Annotated in this window: 15 protein-coding genes; 7 read left to right on the top strand and 8 right to left on the bottom strand. The window is 64.1% G+C overall.

Annotated elements, in window-relative coordinates:
- A partial coding sequence (locus AB1555_13215) for a DUF6531 domain-containing protein (protein ID MEW6247649.1) occupies positions 1 to 3626 on the bottom strand: 3626 nt, incomplete at its 3' end.
- Positions 3627 to 4025: 399 nt separating this feature from the next.
- Between AB1555_13215 and AB1555_13220 the strand changes: the two genes are divergently transcribed.
- A complete protein-coding gene (locus tag AB1555_13220; protein ID MEW6247650.1) occupies positions 4026 to 4676 on the top strand; it encodes a LuxR C-terminal-related transcriptional regulator in 651 nt (216 codons plus the stop codon).
- Between the two features lie 36 nt (positions 4677 to 4712).
- Entirely contained in the window at positions 4713 to 5507 is a 795-nt protein-coding gene (locus tag AB1555_13225; protein MEW6247651.1) for a retropepsin-like aspartic protease, read from the top strand.
- A 655-nt stretch (positions 5508 to 6162) separates the two neighbouring features.
- Here AB1555_13225 and AB1555_13230 read toward each other — a convergent pair.
- The 7 genes from AB1555_13230 to AB1555_13260 form a co-directional block, all read right to left on the bottom strand.
- Positions 6163 to 6555: a hypothetical protein gene (locus AB1555_13230; GenBank protein MEW6247652.1), complete on the bottom strand. Its 393-nt coding sequence runs from the start codon at positions 6553 to 6555 to the stop codon at positions 6163 to 6165.
- Positions 6556 to 6559: 4 nt separating this feature from the next.
- A complete protein-coding gene (locus AB1555_13235) occupies positions 6560 to 6913 on the bottom strand; it encodes a PilZ domain-containing protein (GenBank protein ID MEW6247653.1) in 354 nt (117 codons plus the stop codon).
- Between the two features lie 245 nt (positions 6914 to 7158).
- Positions 7159 to 8610 (bottom strand): RtcB family protein, encoded by a 1452-nt coding sequence (locus tag AB1555_13240; GenBank protein ID MEW6247654.1) that lies wholly within the window; start codon positions 8608 to 8610, stop codon positions 7159 to 7161.
- 107 nt (positions 8611 to 8717) lie between these two features.
- On the bottom strand, positions 8718 to 9152 hold the full coding sequence (locus tag AB1555_13245) for an archease (GenBank protein MEW6247655.1): 435 nt from the start codon (positions 9150 to 9152) through the stop codon (positions 8718 to 8720).
- A gap of 6 nt (positions 9153 to 9158) precedes the next feature.
- Positions 9159 to 10130 carry a succinate dehydrogenase iron-sulfur subunit gene (gene sdhB / locus AB1555_13250; GenBank protein MEW6247656.1) on the bottom strand — a complete coding sequence of 324 codons (972 nt, stop codon included), beginning with the start codon at positions 10128 to 10130 and terminating at the stop codon, positions 9159 to 9161.
- Between the two features lie 135 nt (positions 10131 to 10265).
- On the bottom strand, positions 10266 to 11396 hold the full coding sequence (locus AB1555_13255; GenBank protein MEW6247657.1) for a Xaa-Pro peptidase family protein: 1131 nt from the start codon (positions 11394 to 11396) through the stop codon (positions 10266 to 10268).
- A gap of 171 nt (positions 11397 to 11567) precedes the next feature.
- Positions 11568 to 14933 carry an AsmA-like C-terminal domain-containing protein gene (locus AB1555_13260; protein ID MEW6247658.1) on the bottom strand — a complete coding sequence of 1122 codons (3366 nt, stop codon included), beginning with the start codon at positions 14931 to 14933 and terminating at the stop codon, positions 11568 to 11570.
- A 108-nt stretch (positions 14934 to 15041) separates the two neighbouring features.
- On the opposite strand from AB1555_13260, the gene AB1555_13265 reads away from it, so the two are divergent.
- The 5 genes from AB1555_13265 to AB1555_13285 all read left to right on the top strand — a co-directional run bounded on the left by AB1555_13265 (position 15042) and on the right by AB1555_13285 (position 22666).
- The gene (locus AB1555_13265; GenBank protein ID MEW6247659.1) at positions 15042 to 16433 is read left to right on the top strand and encodes an MFS transporter; all 1392 of its coding nucleotides are present in this window, start codon (positions 15042 to 15044) and stop codon (positions 16431 to 16433) included.
- A gap of 130 nt (positions 16434 to 16563) precedes the next feature.
- The gene (locus AB1555_13270) at positions 16564 to 17085 is read left to right on the top strand and encodes a peptidylprolyl isomerase (GenBank protein ID MEW6247660.1); all 522 of its coding nucleotides are present in this window, start codon (positions 16564 to 16566) and stop codon (positions 17083 to 17085) included.
- A gap of 307 nt (positions 17086 to 17392) precedes the next feature.
- On the top strand, positions 17393 to 19102 hold the full coding sequence (locus tag AB1555_13275; GenBank protein MEW6247661.1) for a proton-conducting transporter membrane subunit: 1710 nt from the start codon (positions 17393 to 17395) through the stop codon (positions 19100 to 19102).
- A gap of 5 nt (positions 19103 to 19107) precedes the next feature.
- Positions 19108 to 22413 carry a DUF2309 domain-containing protein gene (locus AB1555_13280; protein MEW6247662.1) on the top strand — a complete coding sequence of 1102 codons (3306 nt, stop codon included), beginning with the start codon at positions 19108 to 19110 and terminating at the stop codon, positions 22411 to 22413.
- Complete coding sequence (locus AB1555_13285; GenBank protein ID MEW6247663.1) at positions 22337 to 22666, top strand: P-II family nitrogen regulator; 330 nt, start codon at positions 22337 to 22339, stop codon at positions 22664 to 22666. The genes AB1555_13280 and AB1555_13285 overlap by 77 nt, the downstream gene beginning before the upstream one ends.
- Positions 22667 to 22721 lie beyond the last annotated feature (55 nt).

The following is a 22721-nucleotide window of genomic DNA, read 5'->3' on the forward strand; positions in this document are numbered from 1 at the left end:
CCGGCCGTCGTGTAGGCGAACTGATAGACCCCGCCGTCCGCCAGCGTTTGCTTGACCACTCGGCCCGAGGTGTCGTATTCGTTGCGCAGGTAGGTGATACCGCGGGCGTCGGTGATGGTCAGCATGCCTTCGTTCCAATAGTATTGCTGGGAGTACTCGCCGTAGGTGTAGGTGGTGAAGCCGCCGGCGGGATCGATCACGCGGGACAGCCGGCCATTGGACGCGACGTAATACACGTAGTGTACGCTCCGGCCGAGCGGATCGGTGATCGAGGCGATCACGTCGAAGGTGCTGAAGCCCCGTTTCACCGTGGTATAGGCGAACGTCAAGGCCCGTCCGGACGGCTCTTTGATCTGTTGAATCCGGCTGGTGGAGCCGTCGCGAATGATCTCGATCTTGTTGTTGTACCGGTCGCGGATTTCGATCAGATACCCCCACGTGTTGAAGACATAGACCGTGCCGTCCCGCCAGCGCAACTCATCCGTGGAGCCCAGTCGCGTAATGGCGGCGCCTTTGAATATCGGATAGCTCGTGTTGCGATATTTGCCGTCGGCTTCTTGCGAGAACAGGTAGCGGTTCATGTCGGGCATCTGCAAGCGCAGTGCCGATCCCACCAGGGTCAAGTACAGGTCGTAGTTGAAGCTCGCTCCCTGCCCGAAGGGGCCAATGCCTTCGGCTTTGCTCCGATAGGTCCGGGTAATGTGCACGGGCAGGACGCCGGGGAGGACCATATCGGTCTTTTCCAGGGTAAAGACGCCTGAGGTCACATCAACGGGATCGGCCGCCGTACAGTTCTGGCCGTCCTGGGGACACTTTTGCGTAATGTTCGTCGCCGCATAATGAGTCCAGTAGGCATAGCAGAATCGCGGTTGCCCGACGCCGGGATCCGGAATAATGGAACGGCCGTCGGGGCTCACCGTGCCGTAGCCCGCCAGCTTCCACTGATGCGAGGCCGGATCCGGGGACGGCGACTTGTCGTAATACCAGAACTGCATGCGTGTCCCTGGGTCCGCACCGGCTTCATTGGGCGCGATCATGGGAACCGGCTTACTCGGAATCCCACCTCCATGGCGTTCGAAACTCACCAGATAGACGGTGCGCGGCGCGGCGCTCTCGGGTAGCCGGGGGACCCGATCGGGCGGCAGCGGCGTGATCGCGACGCCGGAGTTCGTCTGCCCGTCCTCGCTCCGGATGGTGGTGCCATCCTGGATGCTCAGCGTGAGGCCGGGAATATGCGCCGGGCGAATGTCGGTCTTCCGCCCGGGCACGATCGGATGCAGCGTCGCATGCGTCTGCACGACCCAGATCGGATCGGGCAGCGCATTGAGTTTCTCGCTGGAGATGTTTACCAGCACTGGGTCCGCGTGCATGAGCCCGCCCAGCGAGCCATCCTTGAACCGCTTGCGGTGCGCGTCCAGCGACGCATGATCGATCTTCACCAACTGATAGCCGCTGGGCGGACCAGAGAAGACAAATTGCCCGTGCACATCGGTGGTGGTGGATTGCCCGGCCAGGGTGAGCCGGACCCCGGCCAGCGGCTTGGCATCCGTGGCGGACAACACGCGTCCCGTCAGCGGGCGTCCGGGCGCGCCAGCCGGCAGCCCGGGGGCAGTGCCGATGGTGATCGTGCTGTTTGCGGGCAGGCGGCCCGGCGCACTGGCGGTCAGCGTGACCGTCCCCGCGCCCGTCCCCGTCACATTGACGGGGGCGCTGGTCTGCCCGACAGCCAGCACCACAACGCTCGGTGCCACCGTAAGGGACCCCGTTCCACTGGGCGTCAGCGTGACGGTCACGGCCTCCGTCCCGGGAGCGGCGAGACTCACTGTCAGCGCGAGGCTCTGGCCGATGCCGACTGTGGCCGCGGCCGGAGAGAGACTCAGCCGGCCGCGCTGGGCCGTCACGGTCACCGTGGCGCGGGCGGTCAGCGAGCCGACCGTGGCCGTCATCGCGGCCGTCCCCGGCGCCATACCGGTGGCCACTCCGCCGCTGGAGAGCGTGGCGACCGTCGGCTCTGAGGACCGCCAGATGGCCTGCGCCGTCACGTCCTGCGTGGTCCCATCGGTGAAGGTCCCCGTGGCCTGAAAGGCCCGACTCTCATCCACGGCGACAGTCAACCCTGGAGGCGAGAGCGCGAGGCCCATGAGCTCGGCGGCGGTCACCGTCACAAGCGCGCCGGCCGTCCCTCCGTTCAGGGTCGCCGTGATGGTGGCTTCTCCTGGCCGTCGCGTAGCCAGCGGAACATCGGCGCCGAGCGCCCCTGCCGGAATGGTGACCGTCATGGGCACTTCTGCGACGGTCGGCGTGCTGCTCATCAGCGCCACAGCAGTGGGTTCGCTCGGCGCCGGCGAGACCGTGACGCGGAGCACGCCCGGCGTGCCGTTCGGCAGCGTCACCGCCATCGGCGTCAGCGCCACAACTTTGGGGCCCGGCCGAAGCACCTGCACCGTCGCGCTGACCGCGGCTCCCGTGGCTGCCGCTGAGATGACGGCCTCACCCGACGCAAGGCCGGTCACCGGAAACTCGGCGCTCGTCCGGCCGGCCGGGACCGTGGCCGAGCGCGGAACCTGCAGCAGCGCCGGCGCGGTGTTGGTCAAGGTGATGACCGTCTCGACGGGCTGCGCGGCATTGAGGGTCACGGTGACGCTGCCGGTCGCGCCCTGTTGGAGCATAAACGGATTGGGCACCAGCGACACGACGACGGGTGGCGGCGGAATCACCTGGATCGTGACCTTCCGGCTACTCTCGCCCACGGTGGCGGTGACGATCGCGCTGCCGGCTGCGCGTCCCGTCACGGAGAACACCGCGTGCAGGTACCCTGCGGGAATCAGGAGAATGGCCGGCGCCTCCAGCACCGTGCTCTTGTCAACCGTCAGCGCCACGGTGATATCCGTCGCCTGCACCGCGTTCAGGGTTGCCGTGATCTGACTGCTCGCCCCGCTGGTGAGATTCAACAGCGCCGGTTGCAGGCCGCTCAGCGAAGGGGCTGGCGCCACGATGCGGATAATCGCTTCCGCGACCGAGTCATTCAGGCTCGCCCGCACCATCGCCGTTCCCAGCCCGGCCGCGGCGATCGTGACCGGCGCGCTGATCTGCCCGGCCGGCACCACGACCGAGGGCGGACCTGCGACCAGTTCGCTGGGCGCTCCTGCGATCGTGACCACTGTGTCCATCGGTTGGGCCGCCGACAGGGTGACCGTCAGGGTGGTGCTGGCGCCGAGGAGAACCGGGGTCACCGGGGGCAGAAGCGACACCACTTTCGGCTGGGCAGGCGTCACCGTGACGCTGCTCGTTACGCTGGTCCCATTGAGACCAGCGACAATCTGCGCGGTGCCCGGGGTATTCGCCGTGACGGGGAGCAGCGCCGTGGTGCGTCCGGCGGGGATCATCACCTGACTGGGCACGAAGGCCACGTCCGGTGCGCTGCTGGTGATCGCGATGACGGTCTCCGTCGGCTGGATCGCATTGATCGTGACGGTGAAGGTGCTCGTGCCGCCCTGTGTGATGGTCCGCGTGGTCGGGGCCAGGCTTGTGACGGTGGGGGACTGTGCCGCGGAACCCGGTGATACCAGGATGACCGCCATGAGCAGAGCGGTGAGGGCGGCGACCAACTTAGAACTGAGATTCATGCGACTCCGTGCGAGGCTCATGGATCACCGATCGTCCGCTGCGTCCTCTCTGGTTCGCTCCGTCTGCCAACGCGCGATCGACGATCGCAACCACACGCCGGCTGCACACTCCTCTGGCACAGACGACTATCTGCTTCGCGCGAGACACATGGGCCGCCCGTGTACCGGAAATCATTCGGCCCCGCAAGCTAGCCAAATGGGATACCGCTGAAGCGGTATCCCATTTGGGAGATCAATCGACGAAATACCAGTATTGTTTCCATCCGTTGTAGGGCTTTTTCTGACTTGCGGCGCATTCAGAGTTCCCCTACTATCCGCCCTTCATCATTTCCATCGTTCTGTGTCAGAGGATCGTGCTGCTCGTGCTCGTTGTTCAGCCTCTCATCATCGGTGACGGTCATGTTGTCCAATGACGGACGCGTGCGGATCGAGTCCGTTGAGCCACTCAACGCGCTGACGGATGTCCGATCCAACCTGGGCGTACTCCTGTTTACGCTCTCGCTGCGCTTGATGTACATGAATGACGAAGCCCGTCACCTGACGCGCCGCTTGCCGCATTCTCCGATTGCCACAGGGCTGATTCCCGCGATCGTCCTGGATCTTTGTGATGATCTGTCCCGTGCGCTGAGAGCAGGAGCACAGAGCGGGGAATGGCAGGCTGTTCAACTGCGGCGCGTCGTCGATCCACTGGCGGACCCCGTCCTGCTAACAGGCTTCGGCCTGCCGAACCCGGCGCACTCTGCTCCAGGCTGGCTCCTCGTGTTGATGGAACTCTTGCCGCGTCCCGCGAATCCAAGCCCAACGACCGCTTGCCCGGTCCTTTGCCTCACGGACCGAGAGCGCGACGTGGTCGAAGGCCTGGCTGATGGGTTGACGAACAAGGAAATTGCGACGCGTCTCCAGGTGAGTCCAGGAACCGTCAAGGCACACCTCAAACGCATCATGCACAAAGCGGGGACATCGACGCGAACCGGCTTACTCGCTAAGGTATGGACCTCGCTCACACCGCTGGAGAGGATTTCGCGCGGGAGGATCGGACCGAGCACGTGAACCGGACTTGGGAGAAGCGTCCGGACCGGTGATTCAATGCGATGCACTGGAGGAGCAACGGGCGGTCTTCTCTCACGTTTCAGTGACGATCAGCGACGCCCGCTTCGGTTGTTCTCGGCAGCCTGGGGGCTGTTCGGGGTCCTGTTCTGCACAAGCGACCTGCCGGTGGCCTTAGCCGCTGTGTACCTGTGTGTTGATGCGGCCGGCCAACAGGTCCTGACCGACCGGCCCGGACAACTCTCTGGCTGCGAGGCCATGCCCGTAGACCCGGCTCTGCACGCGGGTCCTTCAGCCCTCGCCACCCCTCCGCCGTCTTCGGTTCCCCGGACAGTGATCCCCAACGATGTTGGGTCCGTGACCGAGGCGACGACGGCTTTGGAGACCACTGGCCGGGTTATCACGATCCCGGTCGAGCACATGGGTGCCGTCTTGATTGTCGCGACTCAGCTCAATCGCTCGCGCCCGGCTCGCTTGATCCTGGACACCGGGGCCTCGTACACGATCCTCTCTCGGGCCGTGGCGCTGGATCTCGGTCTGTTTTCCGATGCCCACACGGCCACCGTCACGCTCAATACGGTCGGTGGTCCGGTGCAGGCGGATGTGGTTCGCGTGGAATCCATTCGCGTGGCTGAAGCCGAGGTGCGGAACAGCCTGGCGGCGATCTATGACTTACCCGATGCGCCGGAAGGCGTCGAGGGCTTGCTGGGCTTAAGTTTTCTACGCCAGTTCGAAGTCACCCTTGATGCCGTCCAAGGCCAGTTACGACTGGGAGCGCGGCGGCAAGGAGTAACACCGAGGATCAATGAAGGCAGAGAGGAAATTGGCCCATGAGAGGCGTCTTCCTCATGATCGCGCTCGCTCTTACGGTGGTAAGCGCCGTCATGCCTGAGCTACTTTCACAGGCTCACGCCGGACTCTTTCTTTGCCGGGACACAAATGGTTCCCCGATCTATACGGACAGCCCGGCGCAACTTGAACACTGCAACTCCGTGGAGAGAGGTTCGGTCTCAGGAACGGGAAGCGCTTCCGCCACGACCTCCAGAGTGGACCCTGGCATCCCGCAATCTGTACCCTTTCCGTCCCCGAACACTTTGAGCGCCCCGCCGCCAACACCCGTTGCTGTGCCGGAGACAAACGAGCCGACACCCGAGACAGGCCTGCCGCCACCAACATCATCGGAACCAGTTCCTCCAGTTGCCGGACCAGCCCCGTCCCAACCATGCGTCCCTGGAGTGAATCCTCTCAACCCGCTCAGTGGACCGCCCTGCCTTGGTGGCGACCTGCCACCCTCTTTATCTCCGCAGCCCGCCGGTCATTCAGGTCCTCCCGATCGTTGACGATCTCCCATGCACAAGAGTCAGCCTCACATCTCTGCTGACAAACGGCGCTGGCTTCGACTAGAGAGAGGCGCGGATCATCGTTCGATCGGTCGCCATGCGTGCGCGAAAGGAACCTATAAACCAAGAGGTGAGCACAGGTGAAGTAGTCAGAACGTCACCCGATACTCGTTCCCCGCGCGGGTCCTCGCCACGCCGAAGCCGTGACCGGTCCACTCCACGGCCAGGACCATTTCCATGAGGGTGCCTCGGTCTCCGGTCAGCCGGGCGTGGCCGTAGAGGCGTTCGCCCGTGTTGCGTCCCAGCAGGGCGCCGAGGTTGGCGCGGTAGAACAGTGAGTCTTCTTTGATCAGTAAGGTCGTGAGCTTCTGGTAGCGCCCTTCGAGGGTCTCGCCGGTCGGCAGGGTGATGATGATCGTCTGCGTCAAGGGGCGATGGTCGCCTGTGAGGGTCTCGCCGGTTTTCAGATCATAGAGTGTGATCGCGGACGCGCAAGCGAAGAAAAGCGCGAGAGCGGTGAACGGAAGGAGGCGCCGGAGCATGCGGTCACGCCGATGAGGCGTTTTCCGCCGCCCTCTTCACATAGGGCTCCTGCGCCAATTCCTTGACGATGTGCTGGAGACGGGCCCATTCGTCGGGCTGCAGGCTCATGAACTCCACGCCGAACTGGTGGTTCCTCGACCATCGAACGATCGCTTGATCCACGGCGATCGGCGGTTCATGCTCGATGGCGTGGATGCGCAATTCCAATGTCGTCCCGGTCATGACCGTCACGCTGCTGTCTACGCGACAGCCGCGGATCGAGAGGTCGATCAGGCTCCCCTCCCCGCCGACCACGTTGGCGGACGTAAACGAACTCCGAAACCGCACCGGAAACCGCGGACACTGCCGCTGCTCCATTTAATCCTCCCTTACGTCCGGCCGATCGAGGCATGACATTTCGTAATTCATGAGCCTGCGGCTCACCGGTACTGCAGGAAAATGCGGGTGGCGCCGACCTGGGAGCCCGTCAGCGCGCAGCGGGGTCCCTACACCGGGCGGGGTGCGAGCTTGCACCCGTTGCAAACGGAGAGGAGCAACGGGTACCCGGCCGGTCGGTGACAGGACCCGCATTTTCTGAACAGAAGCCACACGCCATCACATCATTATCCTTTGATATTCCCGATCGGCCGCAGCTCCGCCACCTTTTTGGTGATCCCCGCCCGATCCACCGTCTCGACCACGTCCGAGATGTTCTTGTAGGCGAAGCCGGCCTCCTCCGCCAAGCCCGACATCGACACGGCCTTCACGAGAATCCCCCGCTGCTTCATGTCCCGCTGGAGTTGCTCGCCGCGGACGGATTTTTTCGCCTGCGCCCGCGACATCGTCCGGCCGGAGCCGTGCATAGTCGAGCCGAACGTCTCTTGCATCGCGCGTTCGGTGCCGACCAGAAGGTAGGAGCCTGTTTCCATCGACCCTCCGCAGATCACCGGTTGCCCGGTTGCTCGATACATCTCCGGCAGCTCGGGCCGGCCGGGACCGAAGGCCCTGGTCGACCCCTTTCGATGGACGACCAATTCCCCTTCCGGGTAGCGTTCCACCTTGGCGATGTTGTGCGCCACATCGTAGACGATGTGCATGCCCAGTTCTTCGGCCGACTTGCCGAAGACGGCGGCGAAGGCCTCGCGGATCTGGTGCGTAATAACTTGACGGTTGGCGAAGGCGCTGTTCGCCGCGCAGTTCATGGCGGCGAAATAATCCTGGCCTTCGGGCGACCGGAACGGGGCGCAGGCCAGTTGCTGATCTTTCACGGTGATGCCGTAGCGGCGCATGGCCTTTTCGAACACTTTCAGGTAATCGCTCGCGACCTGATGGCCGAACCCGCGCGATCCGCAGTGGACCATCACCACAATCTGGTCGTGACCGGTGATGCCCAGCGCCGCGGCGACCTGCGGATCGAAGATCCGGTCGCTGGACACGACCTGCACTTCCAGATAATGGTTGCCGGACCCCAAGGTGCCCAGTTGGTTGATCCCTCGTTCCACCGCGTGGTCGCTGACCTTCGACGGATCGGCTCCGGCGATACACCCGCCTTCTTCGATCCGGGCCAGGTCCTCGTGCCACCCGTAGCCTTTCTCCACGCACCACCGGGCTCCCTTGCGCATGACGTCCTCGAATTCGCGGCGGCCCAACCGGACGAATCCGCTCGATCCCACGCCGGCCGGGACCTTGCGGAACAACTCAGTCATCAGCGGCTCCAGTCGGGGCTGCACGTCGGTCAGCGTCAGATCGGTCCGGATCAAGCGCATGCCGCAGTTGACGTCATACCCAACCCCGCCGGGCGAAATGACTCCCTCGCTGGTGTCGAAGGCCGCCACCCCGCCGATGGGGAATCCGTAGCCCCAGTGACCGTCCGGCATACAGAGGGCGTAACGGCGAATGCCGGGTAAACACGCCACGTTCGTCACCTGGTCGAAGACGCCGCGGTCCATCGTCTCGAGGATCCGTTCCGTCGCGTAAATGCGGGCCGGCACCAGCATGCCCGGCTTCTCCGACGGAGGAATTTCCCAAATTTCATCGGCAACGCGGTTCACCGTCATGTCGGTATTCAACTTCATATCACGTCACCATGACGGCGATCCTGGCGAGACATGCGGGACGCGCGAGACTCGCGCGACGAGGGGAAGTCTTTCGCGCATGTCTCGCCTGTCACGCGTCACGCGCTTCATATATCCAACACCACCCGAGCCGTCCAACGGGTGCCGTCCTGCTTCAGTTCGTACAGATGTTTGGTCACGCCCTTGACGTCCGCCCGCAACTCCTGCGTCGCGGGATCTACCGGGGCGCCTACCAGCGTCGCGTCCAGCCTCCACCGTCCTCGTTCCTGTCTCACGACGGGGACGGCCTCCCGGAACACCACGCCTTGCGCATCTTTGACATACACGATCTCGGACAGCCAATCAAACAGCAAAGACGCGAGATCCTCGTCCTCGCGCGTGATCGTCCGCCGCCAGGTGGCGGCGACCGTCTTTGGGTCGGCCAGGGTCTCGATCACAGCCTGCGCGGCGGCCCGAAACAGCTCGGAAGGAGAGTCTCCTGTGGCTTCGAACGCGGCATCGGCGAGCGCCACATCCTCGAGGAACCGGAAGACGGACGGCATGGTGCCTTACGTCGGTTTGGCGCGACGGCGCGCGGCGGCGAAGATGGAGCGCACGTGCTCGATCCCCTGAATGGGGCGGCCCAAGGGATTGGGCACTTTCCCTTTGAGGAACATCCTGATCCCCAACGGAATCACGCTCAGCAGCCGTTTCCAGTGGAAACCCACGACCTTCAGCGGCATGATCGCCTCGTTCAGGCGGCCTTCCCGCTCGATGAGATCCGCAAAGCCCGTGATGTGCCGGGCGCCGCCGGTGGATGTCAGGCCCCGCTGGATCGCCGCCCGGCGCAGGCGCACGATGGCCTCCATAGGCTTCACGTCTTTGGGGCAGACCTGGACGCAGAAATTGCAGCGTGTGCAGTCCCAGACGCCGTGCTCCTTTTCCAATTCTTTCAGCCGGAAGCGCTTGCTGCTCTCCGGTTCCCGCGGATCGGCCAGAAAGCGGTCGGCCTTGGCCAGGGCCGCCGGTCCCAAAAACTCCCTGGAGACTTCGTGCACCGTGCAGGCGGCCACGCAGGCGCCGCACATGATGCAGGCGTCCACGTTGTGGAATTGATAACTCTCCGGCGTCAATGTCAGCGGACCCGTGGGTTCGCCGGTGTGCGCGGCCGGCGCGGCCAGCAGCCAGGGCGTGACCGACCGGATTTTCCCCCAGAACGAGGACATGTCGACGACGAGGTCCTTGATGACCGGCAGGTTGCGGAGCGGCGCGACGACGATGCCGCCGTGGCGCTCCAATTCCTTGCGGACGGAGGTGCGGCAGGCCAGCTTTTCCGAGCCGTTGATTTCCATCGCACAGGAACCGCAAATGGCGGACCGGCACGAATACCGGAGCGCCAGACTGCCGTCCTGTTCATTCTTGATGCGGATCAAGGCTTCGAGGACCGTCAGGCCCCGGCCGACTTCGAGCCGGTAATCTTCGGCGTGGGGATGGACGTCGACTTCCGGATTGAATCGTTGAACGGTGAAAGTGAGGCGCATGGAAGACGTGACGCTTAAAACGTGATGCGTGATGGGTGATACGTGATGGGTAAGAGAATACCACGCGCGTCACGCACAACGTATTACGCGTTCCGAGTTACGCATCACGCATGACTCATCACGCATCACGTCTTTTCAGTCCAGCTCAAAGGTCTTCGGATAGTCCGTGAGATTGCGACAGCCGTCGTGGGTGACGAGGACCATGTCTTCGATGCGGACGGCGCCCAGGCCCGGATAGTAGAGGCCCGGCTCGACCGTGACCACATGGCCCTCCTGCAGGACTGACCCCGTGCGGCTGATGCGCGGCGCTTCGTGGATATCCAGCCCGACGCCGTGGCCGGTCCCGTGGAAATACCCCTGCATACGCCCGTTCACCAAGCCGGTCTTGTAGCCGGCCTTCTCGAACCGCTCGCAGATGCCTTGATGGATCTTGGCGCCGTCGGCGCCGTCCCGGATTTGGGCGATCGCCTCTTCCTGAGCATCCTTGACCGTCCAGTACAGCCTTTTGAGCTCGGCCGACGCCCGGCCCCGCACGACGGTCCTCGACATGTCGGCGAAGTAGCGGGAGGCGGCCGAGCGCGGGAAGACGTCGAAGATGATGCTGCGGTCAGCCGGCAGCGGGCCGCTGCCTTCGTGATGGGGATCGCAGGCCTGTTCGCCGCCGGCGACGATGGTGTGTTGGGCGACGCAGTCCCGTTCCATAAGCGTCACGTTGATCAACTTCTTGACGCGCTCGGAAGTCAGCGGCTCGCCGTCGAGCCACAACACGCCGTCCCGAACGGAGGCCCGGCGCAGGGCCCGGTGCGCCGCCGCGACCGCCGCTTCCGTCGCCCGTTGCGTCGCTTCGATATGGCCTATCTCCTCGGCCGTCTTGACGACCCGCCGCTCGAAAAACGGCTCGCGTTTGGTGCCGAGACGGTACCCCAGTTCCTGCAGGCGGCACGCGTGGATGTAAGGGAAATTGCCGGGTACCAAGACCTGCGTGAGACCGGCGTCCTGCAGGATCAGATGGACGATGTCCACCGGTCCAGGCTCTGCCACGCCCTGATCCTTCGCCCGCCGCTCGAGTTGGGAGTAGGACAGCACCCGGTCGACCCGGGCCTGGCTGCGGGCGCGATCCAATTCCAGATCGCTCATGACGACCAGCCGCTCCCCTTTGACCTCCAGATAAATGAAGGGATCGGGCGCGATGAACCGCGTCGCGTAGTACAGGTTCGAGTCGGTTTCGCTGGCGGCGATAAAGAGTGTGGCGCGGTCGGCCGTCATGCAGTGCGCTCCAGGCTGCCGGATGAAAATAGCTGATAGCTCGTTGCAAATAGCCACGAAGAGCTCAAAGGAATTTGGCTGCTCGCTACCGGCTATTCGCTATTTGCGACAAGGACTTCTGGCTTTTGCGTAGATACGCTGAACGGATGCTATCACGCGGTCCGGGGAGGGTCAAGGCGCCGCGGGACCCGGCGGCGCCTCAGAGGGCGGTGCTTTCTCTGTAGATCCCGGGGGCTTTTCATCCGGGCTGACGAGATCCACCGGCAACGTGATCGTGTTCTTCAAGACGTCGAAGGCCAACTGCGCCAGTCCGGTCAACCCCGAGGCGAAGGATTTCATCGGCAGGTACGTGACCTCCGGGTCTTCGATGGAACCTTTGACCTGGAACAGGGCCGTCGCGATGCCTTTGCGTTCACCCGCGAGCAGCCGCCCGAACAGCGGGATCGATTTGAGGAATTGCGAATAGGAGCCGAACGGACTGACGGCCCAGACCATGTCCAACTGGTCCGTGGCCAGGTCGTAATTGCCGGCGGCCGTGATTTTCAGGACCGGGCTGTCGAGAATGATGTTCTCCGACTCGATCAGTCCGTTGCGCGCGGAAACGGTGGCCGACAGCCTGTTGAAGGGCAGTCCCTCTTTGTCGAGATCGACCTTGCCCTGCAGCACCGCCGGCAGGTTGAGGATGCTCAGGACCTTCCAGATGGCCCGCTTATCGTTCTTGAAAATGCGGCCGTCTTCGATCAGGAGCGTGGCTTTTCCGCCGAGCGTGGGAAAAACGCCGTGGGGGTTGCGGCCGTGTCCGCGCACCGTGCCGGTCAGTTTGAGGGCGCCCGTCACCCAATGCTCTTCCGTGCCGAGCAGCGGAAGCAATTCTTCGAACCGCATGCCCGTGATCCGGACCGACGCTTCGGTTTCCGCCGGCGCCTGCCTTGGGAGCTGCACGACGATCCGTCCCGCGACCTGCCCGCCGTCGGATTGCCCGGCGATCCGGTCCACGTCCAGAATCCCGTCTTCGATCGTAATCCGGCAGGAAAGCCCGCCGAAACGGAGCTTCTTATAGACGCCGCGGTCGATGGTCGCCGTGGCGTTGACGCGGCTGGCGGCCGCCAGGGTCTCCAGAAGGTCGCGGATCGGCGAGCGGGCCCCTTTGGGAATCAATAGGTCGATATCCAGGTGGGACGATTCGATCTTGGCGGTCACGAGAGGTTTGTGAGCCCAGTTCTTGATCGTGCCGGACACCGCCAGGTCGCTGTCGCCGATCCGGAACGCCAACCGCTTGAGCTCCGCGCTGTTGCGAATCAGCTTCAACCGGACGTAGAGATCCTGCACATGCCCGTCCAATCCCTTGGCGAGCATCAGACCGTTGGTCAGGGCCAGCCATCCGTTGATCCGCCACGTGCGCCAGTCGGGGTTGGATCCCTTGATGTCGAGCGAGACTTCCAGCTTGCCGGCTTCGATTCCCGCCGTCGAGAGCCACTCCGGCAGGCTGGAGAGCGACACGGTGCCCGTGGCAAGCGAGACATCCATGGCGAACCGTTTTCCGAGTTGGATTTTGCCTTTGGTCGCCAGGCGCAGCGGCGGCAGGACCAGCTCCAGCTTGGTCACGGTAAACACATTGCCGGACGCGAGGTTGCCGTCGAACTCCAACGCGGCCGGGGCGCCGGGCGGTTTTTCGCCCAGGCCTGGAATGACCCATTTGGCTTCGTCCAATACCACATGGCCGCGGAGTTGCGGCGTCGCGGTGGATCCGGAGAGCGCGACGGCGGCGATGAGCGGTCCCTGCAGGGACGAGTCGGAAATCACGCCGGCCGGAAGCAACCGGGCCAGGAAGGCCGCGTCGCTCCGCGCTCGGACGACGAATCCGTCGAAGGCGCTGATCGCGCCGCCGGTGATCGTGCCGTGGAGCTGGAAAAACATCTCGCCCAACCGGCCGTTGACCTGATCGAGTTGCGTGCCGCTTTCCGACAACAGAAGCCGTCCCTGAAGATCGCTGATGCGTTCCGGCAGGGACGGACTGGTCAGACCGATGTTCCGGGCGATGATCTCTCCGCCGACAAAGGTCACGCCGCCCGGCTGGTTGAGCGGGCCGACCAACCGGAACGTCGGCAGCGCTTCTCCGGTCACGTCCCGCGAGCCGGCCAGGAACGCGGACACGCGGTCGGAGCGAATGGATTTGGCGAGGAGCCGAACCAGGTCGGCCGCCTCCATGCTGCCGGAGAGTTCCATCTCGAGCCAGGGCCCGGCTTCCAGAAACGACACCATGGCTTTGCCTTGCGTGATCCGGATATCGCCGTACTGCCCGGTCAACCCCAGCACCCGGACCCGCCCGGCTTCGACCAGCACCGTCGCGGCGAGGTCTCGCGCCGGGACGCGATCCTGGCCGATCAGCGCGCGTCCCTGCTGGACCCGAAATTCCCCGGTGAGGGAGACGGATGTCGCAGCCGCGGCCGAACCGGTCAGCGTCGCGGTTACGACTTCGACCACCCCGCCGATCTGTCGTTCCGCGATGACCGGCTGCAGTTCGGCATGGATCCACTGCGGCGGGACGTGCGACAACAAATCGTTCAGGTCGATCGTCGAGGAAGACAACGTCACCGAAAAAGTCGGTTGGGCCGTCAATAGTCCGGACAGGTTGGCCCTGCCGCTCAAGGCGAAGCGATCCACGTTGGCGGTGATGTCGGACAGCAGCACGTCGTAGCCCGTCACGCCGGGCACGATCCGCAGGGCGCCGCGCAGATTGGCCGCCCCCGTGAGGCCTTCCGGGACCGGCCGCGGACCGAAGAAGTCGGCCAATTCCCGGAGATGAAGGTTGGCCGCCTCGATCCTGCCTTCGAACAGGAGAGACGTCCGCGCGGCGACCGGCTCCTCGGCAGCCAACGTGGCCGGTGCTTCGGCGCCGGCGACGACGCCGGTCACGGACACCGCCGACACACCCTCCTGTCCGGGCAGGGTCGCGGCGAGGTGAACATCGGCGCGTGTTCGGCCGGGCGGGATCGAGAGCGTCGCATCGACGGTTTTGAGTTGGAGCCGCCGGGTTCCGCCCGGACGGGAATCGTCGAGGATGGTGACGGTGCCGTTCAGCAAGGCCGCCTCGCGGATGCGCAGCATCTGCGCCAGAGCCCTCAAGGCGGATTCGTCCTGCGCGCTCTGGGCCTGCGCCTCGGCGAGGATGTTCCATCGGCCGTTCTGATCCCGGCGCAAGGTCACCTGGGGATCTTCGATCAACAAGCGCTTCCCGACCACCTGCCGGCGCAGCAGCGGGATGAGACGGAGCACCATGTCCACCCGTCTGGCGGTCAGCAGAATATGGGTCGGGTCGCGGTCATGGACGACGACCTGACTCAGCTCGAGCCGGACTCGGGGAAAGACGACGAGCTTGACGTGCCCGACGTCGATTTTGCGTCCGACGTTGTGCTCGATCTGCCGGAGGAAAAACTCTTTGAGATAATCCTGGCCGGTCAGGGGGCGGGAGAAGACCACGCCGAGCAGCACGAGGACCAGCAGCACAAGGAGCAGCGCACTGAGACGGACCCTCACTCCTCCTCCGGTTGGGTGCGCAGGGAAGTACGTATCGATCGCCATCTTACTGGATCGATGGGGGGAAATCCACCGACCGGTCGATCTCCGCCGGCGCCGGCGCATCCCGTGAAGTGCGAGCGTTCGCTGGTCGGCGGTCGACTGAACGGCTATAATGCGCCGGTCACCGAACCACTCCGTCTGCATGGAACGCCCGTGAATGCTCCCACACCGCCCGCTCGTCCGCCGCGCGCCCGGTGGATCATCCTCGCCTTGTTGTTCGCCATCAGTGTCGTGACCTACATCGACCGTGTCAACATTTCCGTGACGGCGAGGCAGATGATGCCGGCTTTCGGGTTGACGGACGGACAAATGGGGCGCATCTTCTCCGCCTTCGTGCTGGGCTATGCGCTCTTTCAAATTCCCGGAGGATGGTTGGGGGATCGATGGGGCGCACGCCGCGTGTTGACCGCGGCGGTGCTCTGGTGGTCTCTGTTCACGGCCTTGACCGCGGTCGCCGCCACGCTGCCGCTGGCGGACCTGGTCGGAATCGTCGGTTCGCTCGCTGTCGTCAGATTTTTGCTCGGCGTCGGCGAGGCCGCGGCCTTGCCGAACTTCAACCGGGCCGTTGCGGATTGGCTCGACCCTCGAGAGCGGGGGCTGGGCATCGGGATCGCCATCGGCGGCATCGGGGTCGGCTCGGCGCTGACACCGCCCGTCGCGGCCTGGCTCATGGTGAATTTCGGGTGGCAGACGGTGTTCTACTTGTCGGCCGCGCTGGGGTTGCTGATCGCCGGTTTATGGTATTGGTGCGCGACGGATCATCCGGCGCAGCGTCCGCGGACGCGCGGCGAAGCGCTCGAGGCGCCGCCGCCCGGAAAGACGCCCTGGAAAGCCATCGGCACGACGCCGGCGGTATGGTGGCTTGTGCTCAGTTACAGTTGTCTGGGCTACGTCGCCTACGTGTACATGTCGTGGTTCTATCTCTACCTGGTGAACGTGCGCGGGTTCGGCGAGTTGCGCGGCGCCGTCTTCGCGTCTCTGCCGTTTCTGGCCGTTCTTGTGTTCTGTCCGCTGGGCGGGTGGGTCACCGATCGATTGGCGACCGCCTATGGCGTGACGAAGGGCCGAGGCGCCGCGGGAATGGCGGGCATGCTGCTCTCCGGAACGGTGATCGCGCTCGGTGCCGTGGTCGATTCCGCGTGGATCGCGATTCTCTGTCTCTCGCTGGGGGCCGGCTGGCTGTACTTTACGGTGGGGGCTTACTGGGCGTCGACAACCGATTTGTCCAAAACCCACGCGGGCACCCTGTCCGGACTGATGAACACCGGCGCCAACCTCGGGGGAAGCCTTTCTCCCACTGTGACGCCGTGGTTGGCCGACCACTGGGGGTGGCCCGTCTCGCTGGGCGCCGCGGCGTTGCTCGCCGCCCTCGGCGGGCTTATGTGGCTGAAGATCGATCCAGGCAAAGGGCTACGCGGGAGCAATGAGGAATGTGGAATGTGGAATGGCGAGGCTTGAAGATTGGCTCACGGAACGCATCCTTGCCATTCATAATTCCTCATTATTCCTCATTCCACATTCCTCATTCCCGGCAGCCCTTGCCTCTCGCGCCGCGCGCTTGGTAGATTGCCGATCGAGGTGACGTCCGATGGTCATGCAATTTGAGAAGAAAAATCCCCGGGCGACGATCATGACGAAGTTCGGGGAGATCACGGTCCGCTTCTATCCCGAAGAGGCGCCCAGGCATGTGGAGAATTTTCTCAACCTGGCGAAGCTCGGCTTCTATAACGGCACGACCTTCCACCGCGTCATCCCGGGGTTCATCATTCAAGGCGGCGACCCGCTGAGTAAGGAAGCGGATCGCCGGTTGCACGGCACCGGGGGACCGGGCTATTGGCTCATCCCGGAACCGAACGACCGGCCCCACAAGCGCGGGGCGGTGTCGATGGCCAAAGTACCTCGCGAGAGTAACAGCACGCGCGACTTCAACGACAGCGGGTCGCAATTCTTCATCTGCGTGGCGGATTCCAGCGGACTGGACCGGCGCTATACCGTCTTCGGCGAAGTGTTCCGCGGGATGGACGTCGTGGACAAGATCGTGGCCGTCCCGCGCGACGAGTTCGACAATCCGCTGGAGCCGATCGTGATGCAGATTACGGTGAAGGAATAGACGCTGCCCGGCGGCCGGTTGCTGTTCGCTATCATCTGTTTCGAACATCCTTGTCAGCCGTCAGCTATCAGGTTAACCCCTGCCCTCCCTGCGCGATGTCGCCATCCTCAGGTGCATCGATGCACGACGTGCATGGGCGCACAACCTACCGCATCCTGATTCTTAGAAGCTCCTCGCGACCTCTCCTAGGTTCCGGTCATTTTCCGGCGAAGCATCAAGCTCTTCCAGCATGGCACGCCGATCCTTCGGTGGCGGTACTGTTCTTGCTGAATCCGCTCACCCAAGCCACGTTTTCAGTATGAGCCTTATGAATTCTCTTTTCGCGTTCATCGCCATAGGGGCCCCGCTTGTCGCCAGCGGTCTGATCGTTTTGCTGGGCGCCTCGCTGGGCGAGCGTACCGCCAGGATCGGGATCGGCGCCCTGACGATCGCCGCCGGAGCCGCCCTGCTCTCCCTCTATCAGACCGGTCAGCAAGAACCGATTCTATTACGCTTCTCTGTTCTACCGGCCCCGTTTACTTTTGTGAATCCAACACTGATCGTGGATCGGCTTGCCGCGGTCATGATGGTCTTGATCACCGGCGTCAGTCTTGTGATCCACGCGTATTCGCGGCGCTATATGCGCAGCGATCAGGGATATGTCGGGTTCTTCAGCCTGCTGAGTCTTTTGACGTTCGTCCTGCTCAGCCTGGTGACCAGCGGAAATCTGTTCTGGCTCTTCATCTGCTGGCACGCCATCACGTGGTTGCTAAAGGCCCTGCTCTCATTCAATGAAGCCAGGCCGGCGGCATGGCGAGCGGGGCGCACGACGCTGCGGGTGCACGGGATCGGCGACGCCGCCCTGCTCATCGGCGTGCTCTTGACCTATGTCACGTTCGGCACGCTCGACCTAGCGGAATTATTTCGGGTCGTGGGGCAGGCCTCCTCGGTCCCCACATTCTGGAAGGGAACCGGCTGGGAGGTCAGTTCAGTGACGGTCATCACCTTGGTGCTTGTGATCGCCGTCATGACCAAATCCGCCCAGTTTCCGCTCCATGTGTGGCTGTCCGGCACGATCGAGGCACCGACACCCGTGTCGGCCATGCTCCACGCGGGGATTGTGAACGCCGGAGGTTTTTTAGTGAATCGACTGGCCCCCTTATATGGCATGGCCCCGACGACGCTCTACATCCTGTTCGTCATCGGAGCCCTCACCGCCCTGATCGGGGCCGCCACGATGCTGACTCAGTCCAGCATCAAGCGCACGCTCGTCTATTCCACCATGGGACAGATGGGTTACATGGTCATGGAATGCGGCCTGGGAGCGTTCGCGCTGGCGATCTTCCATCTCTGCGCTCACGGCTTGTTCAAGGCCACGCTGTTTCTGAATTCCGGATCGAACATTCACCGGGCGCGGACCGAGTTCAAACTGCCGGGCCATCACCCTGTCCGAGAAGCGGCGGGCTTTTCGCTGATGACCTGGGCCACCGGCTTGGTCGTCACGCTGGTGCTGCCCCTTGTCATCCTGCTCATCGCCCACGGCCTGGTGAATGTGCCGCTCTTTGAAACGCAAGGCATGGTGATTTTCCTCTTCTTTGCCTGGGTCACGTCCGCCCAGGCCGTTTTCAGCCTCTACCGGCTCACCGGTGTCGCCTCGTGGAAAGTCTCCGTGACCATGCTCGCGACGTTGGCCTTCATCGGACTGACCTATTTGTGGGCCGGCGAGTCGTTCACCCACTTCCTCTATCCTGCGCCGGGAGAAGCGGCCGCGTACTTCCGGGCGGCGGCCTGGCACCAGGGCCTGTTCGAGGCGTTCGTGGCCCTTTCGGCGCTCCTCGTCGTGGGCGTGTGGGTGATCCTGTACGGCAGGGCGCATGGCCTGCGGGTCCTGCTTCCCGGCTGGCTCGACACGATCCACGCCCGCTTGTACGTTGCGTTTCTCCACGCCCTCTACGTGGAAGAAGCGGGTCAGGCCTTCGCCGGCACGCCGGCGCGCATGCGACTGCGCGCCAACCGGGCGGCCGTCCCGGAACGGTGACCAGGATGATGGCTCGGTCCTTTCATGCATTCACCGACGCGCAGCGGATGGAGCTGCGTTCCTACGTCCAACTGGCCGGCGAGGCCATCTCGCAATATTGGCCGATGCGGACCTTCATCCATCACAACCCGCTTCACGGGCTGGAATCCCTGCCGTTCGACCGGGCCGTCGAGCGGGGCACGCAGTTGTTCGGCGGGCGGGGCTATCTGAGCAACGAAGCGTATCGTGCCTCCCTGAGCAGCGGGCGGATTCGCGTCGAGGACCTCCGGGCCGTTCTTCGGCCGCTCGTCTCGGACAAGCAGGTGACGTTCGCGGGACGGTCCGTCTCTCACCTCGACGTGCTGGCCGCCTCGATGATCCACGGGGTGACGGAACCCGCTCCGCACGGACGGCGCGGCAAAGAGGATGACGACCCTGAAACCGTCTCGAAGATCGTGTCCTGGCTGCAGGCCACCTCAGCCTCACAGGGGACTTCCGGCCGGATCCCGTCCACGCCCGGGGATTCGGTCGCCCTCTTGGCGCGTGAAACGTTGAGCGCCTGGTGCGACCGCACCCTCGGCACGACGATCGTGGAGACGACCGATCGGGAACTGACGACATGGTGTGCGGCGTTCCTGGATGAAGGCGAAGCGACGTGGTCCATGCCCAACCGGGAACAGGGCTTCTATCAAGCGTGGAAAACCCTCGCGCGACATGATGCGACCCTTCGTCTGATCGGCATCCGACACGCTGCCCAGAAGATTCGTGCGCTGCCGGATCGCCCTGAGGATGCGATCCTGGAGAGCTTGATGCGGTTGAGGATTCCCAAGGCGGCGTGGGAAGACTATCTGACGCTGCATCTCGCCGCGCTGCCGGGCTGGACCGGCTATATCAAGTGGCGAGCGAATCAGATCGGATTTCCCTGGCAGGAACAGTGTCCCGTCGATCTCGTGAACTATCTGGCGGTCCGCCTGTTCTACGAGCGGGAGCTGGTGGACCGGGTCTGTCGCGATCGCCTCGGCCTCGCCGGAGACTACGACGAGATTCGGCGATTCATGGACCAACACCCGTCTGCCTGCTGGCTGCGACGGGAGTGGGTGGCCGGACGCCTCCGCAAGGCGGCGGTCAAACTGGTCCGACGGCTCTCGCGCGCCCGCCAAAAGCATGACCATCAGGCCTGGGAGCAAACGGGACGGCGGGAGTACGAATGGCGTGCCGAGCAGGATGCCGAGGGCTCCGTACAGGCAGCGGCCCGATTTCTCGTTCGTCTCACTCGGGCGCTCTCGATCGATCCGGCCGCGATCGAGTCCACCGCGCCGTCCGACGTCCGGACGGTGCTCGACTGGCTCGAACGGGTTCCGCCTTCGCAGCACGGCCCGCGCTGGCTGGAAGCCTTTGAAGCGAGCCATCGCCGTGAAATACTGGGTCGCCTGGCGGCAGGAGCCAACCGGATCACCGCGGCGACCCACGCGACGGGTCAGGAAGCGCCGTCCAGACCGCTCGCACAGGTGGTGTTTTGCATCGACGTGCGGTCGGAGGTCTTCCGCCGACACCTGGAGCATCGCGGGGGCTATGAAACGTTGGGGCTTGCCGGCTTTTTCGGCGTGCCGCTGGATTATCAGCCCTTCAGCGCCTCCTATGCCGTCTCCCACTGCCCCGTGCTGCTGAAACCGAAAAACCGGGTTCGCGAAGTACCCCGCAGCTATCACGGCGCGCTCGCCGAGCGACACAAGACCGCGGCGCGGCTCACCGAAGCGGCGCACACGCTGCTGCATGATTTGAAAGAAAACGTCATCACGCCCTACGTCATGGTGGAGGCCCTCGGCTGGTTCTTCAGCTTGCCGCTCTTCGGCAAGACGCTGCTTCCTGTCTGGTACCACACCGCGAGCCGCTGGTTGAAACGGCTCCTGATCCCGTCCGTCGCGACGACCCTGACGGTCGAAAAGCTCACGCGGGAAGAGGCGGAGGAAATGATAGCGGCCGAGCAGCAGGCCCGGATCCGGGAGTTGGTTCGGGACCGGTTCGGCCTGACGGGCGCGGCCCTCTCCACCGCCTTGTTGGAGAAGATTCGCAGGAAGGCTCTCGGTCAGGCGGACGGGCTCAACGGCGAAGTGGCGAGCGCCTTGCGCCTCACTCCGGAGGCGGAAAAAGCCTTCTATCAGGAATTGTGCGAACACCATCGGATCAGCCCGCGCGGGATTTTAGAACGACTGGACCGTATCACTCAGACCGGGTTCACGCTGACGGAGCAGGCCTATTACGTCGAAGCTGCGCTCCGCTTGATGGGACTGACCTCCAACTTCGCGCGCGTGGTGCTGTTCTGCGCCCACGGCAGCACCTCGGAGAACAATCCCTACGAGTCGGCCCTCGACTGCGGCGCCTGCGGCGGGAATCAGGGGCTCTCCAATGCGCGGGTCATCGCCGCCATGGCGAACAAGCCCGCCGTCCGGGAGTTGCTGCAGGCGCGCGGCATCGCGATCCCGAACGATACGCATTTCTTCGCCGCGCAGCACGACACCACGGCCGACTGCGTCCGCATCGTCGATCTGGAGGATGTGCCGGCCACGCACCGCAAGGATCTGCAGCGCCTCATGGAGGATTTGGAGGAAGCGGGCGACCAGGCGGCGCTGGAGCGCTGCCGCGCGCTCGACGGACCCGCCGGCCGGCTCGATCCCCGCACCGCCAGGCGCCTCGCCCGGCGGCGGAGTCAGGACTGGGCGGAGGTCCGTCCGGAATGGGGCCTCTCCCGCAACAGCCTGATGATCATCGGGCGGCGGGCCTTGTCCCAATCGGTCGATTTGCAGGGGCGCGCCTTCCTGCATTCGTATGATTACCGGCAGGACGCTTCCGGCAAGCTGTTGGAAACCATCATGACCGCGCCGCTCGTCGTCGCCCAGTGGATCAACATGGAGCATTACTTTTCGACCGTCGACAACGAGGTCTACGGCAGCGGCAGCAAGGTCTACCACAACGTGGTCGGCCGGATCGGCGTGATGACCGGCGTGTGGAGCGATCTGCGCATCGGACTGCCGGCCCAGACGGTCCTGAACGGCCGCCTACCCTATCATGAACCGATGCGGCTGCTCGCCGTCATCGAAGCCCCGCGCGACCGCATCCGCGCGATCATCGACCGCCACCCATTGCTCAAGCAGTTGTTCAACCTGGGGTGGGTCACGCTCGTGGCGCTCGATCCGCAAGACGGCGAGTTTCACCGGTATGACCGCAACGGCGGATGGACACGAGGAGGAGAACATCATGATCGGCTTGACGCTGCATCCGATGAAGGAAATCAAGATCGTTGTGCAGGGCGAACACTTGAAATTTGTCACTGATCTGCTGGATCGCGTCGGCGCCACCGGCTATACGATCATCAATCATGTATCCGGCAAGGGCCATCACGGCTTTCATGAAGGCCACCTGCTGTTCAACGACACCAGCAGCCAGGTGATCGTCTTCACGGTCGTGCCGGACGAGAAGGTCGAGCCGATTCTGGCCGGCCTGGGCCCGCTCTTCAACAAGCACTCCGGCGCCATGTTCGTGAGCGACGTGGCGGTCAGCCGCCGCGAGCACTTCGTCGCCAAATGACGCCGTGCGGCTCGCTCCCCGGGCCCGGCCTGCTCTCGCTCGACTGCCTCCATCC

The sequence above is a fragment of the Nitrospirota bacterium genome (assembly GCA_040755395.1).
Taxonomy (GTDB): Bacteria; Nitrospirota; Nitrospiria; order Nitrospirales; family Nitrospiraceae; genus DATLZU01.

Coding starts and splice junctions, on each gene's coding strand:
- AB1555_13220 (MEW6247650.1), top strand. CDS start 4,026: ATGTTGTCCAATGACGGACGCGTGCGGATCGAGTCCGTTGAGCCACTC.
- AB1555_13225 (MEW6247651.1), top strand. CDS start 4,713: ATGCGATGCACTGGAGGAGCAACGGGCGGTCTTCTCTCACGTTTCAGT.
- AB1555_13230 (MEW6247652.1), bottom strand. CDS start 6,555: ATGCTCCGGCGCCTCCTTCCGTTCACCGCTCTCGCGCTTTTCTTCGCT.
- AB1555_13235 (MEW6247653.1), bottom strand. CDS start 6,913: ATGGAGCAGCGGCAGTGTCCGCGGTTTCCGGTGCGGTTTCGGAGTTCG.
- AB1555_13240 (MEW6247654.1), bottom strand. CDS start 8,610: ATGAAGTTGAATACCGACATGACGGTGAACCGCGTTGCCGATGAAATT.
- AB1555_13245 (MEW6247655.1), bottom strand. CDS start 9,152: ATGCCGTCCGTCTTCCGGTTCCTCGAGGATGTGGCGCTCGCCGATGCC.
- sdhB (MEW6247656.1), bottom strand. CDS start 10,130: ATGCGCCTCACTTTCACCGTTCAACGATTCAATCCGGAAGTCGACGTC.
- AB1555_13255 (MEW6247657.1), bottom strand. CDS start 11,396: ATGACGGCCGACCGCGCCACACTCTTTATCGCCGCCAGCGAAACCGAC.
- AB1555_13270 (MEW6247660.1), top strand. CDS start 16,564: ATGGTCATGCAATTTGAGAAGAAAAATCCCCGGGCGACGATCATGACG.
- AB1555_13275 (MEW6247661.1), top strand. CDS start 17,393: ATGAATTCTCTTTTCGCGTTCATCGCCATAGGGGCCCCGCTTGTCGCC.
- AB1555_13280 (MEW6247662.1), top strand. CDS start 19,108: ATGATGGCTCGGTCCTTTCATGCATTCACCGACGCGCAGCGGATGGAG.
- AB1555_13285 (MEW6247663.1), top strand. CDS start 22,337: ATGATCGGCTTGACGCTGCATCCGATGAAGGAAATCAAGATCGTTGTG.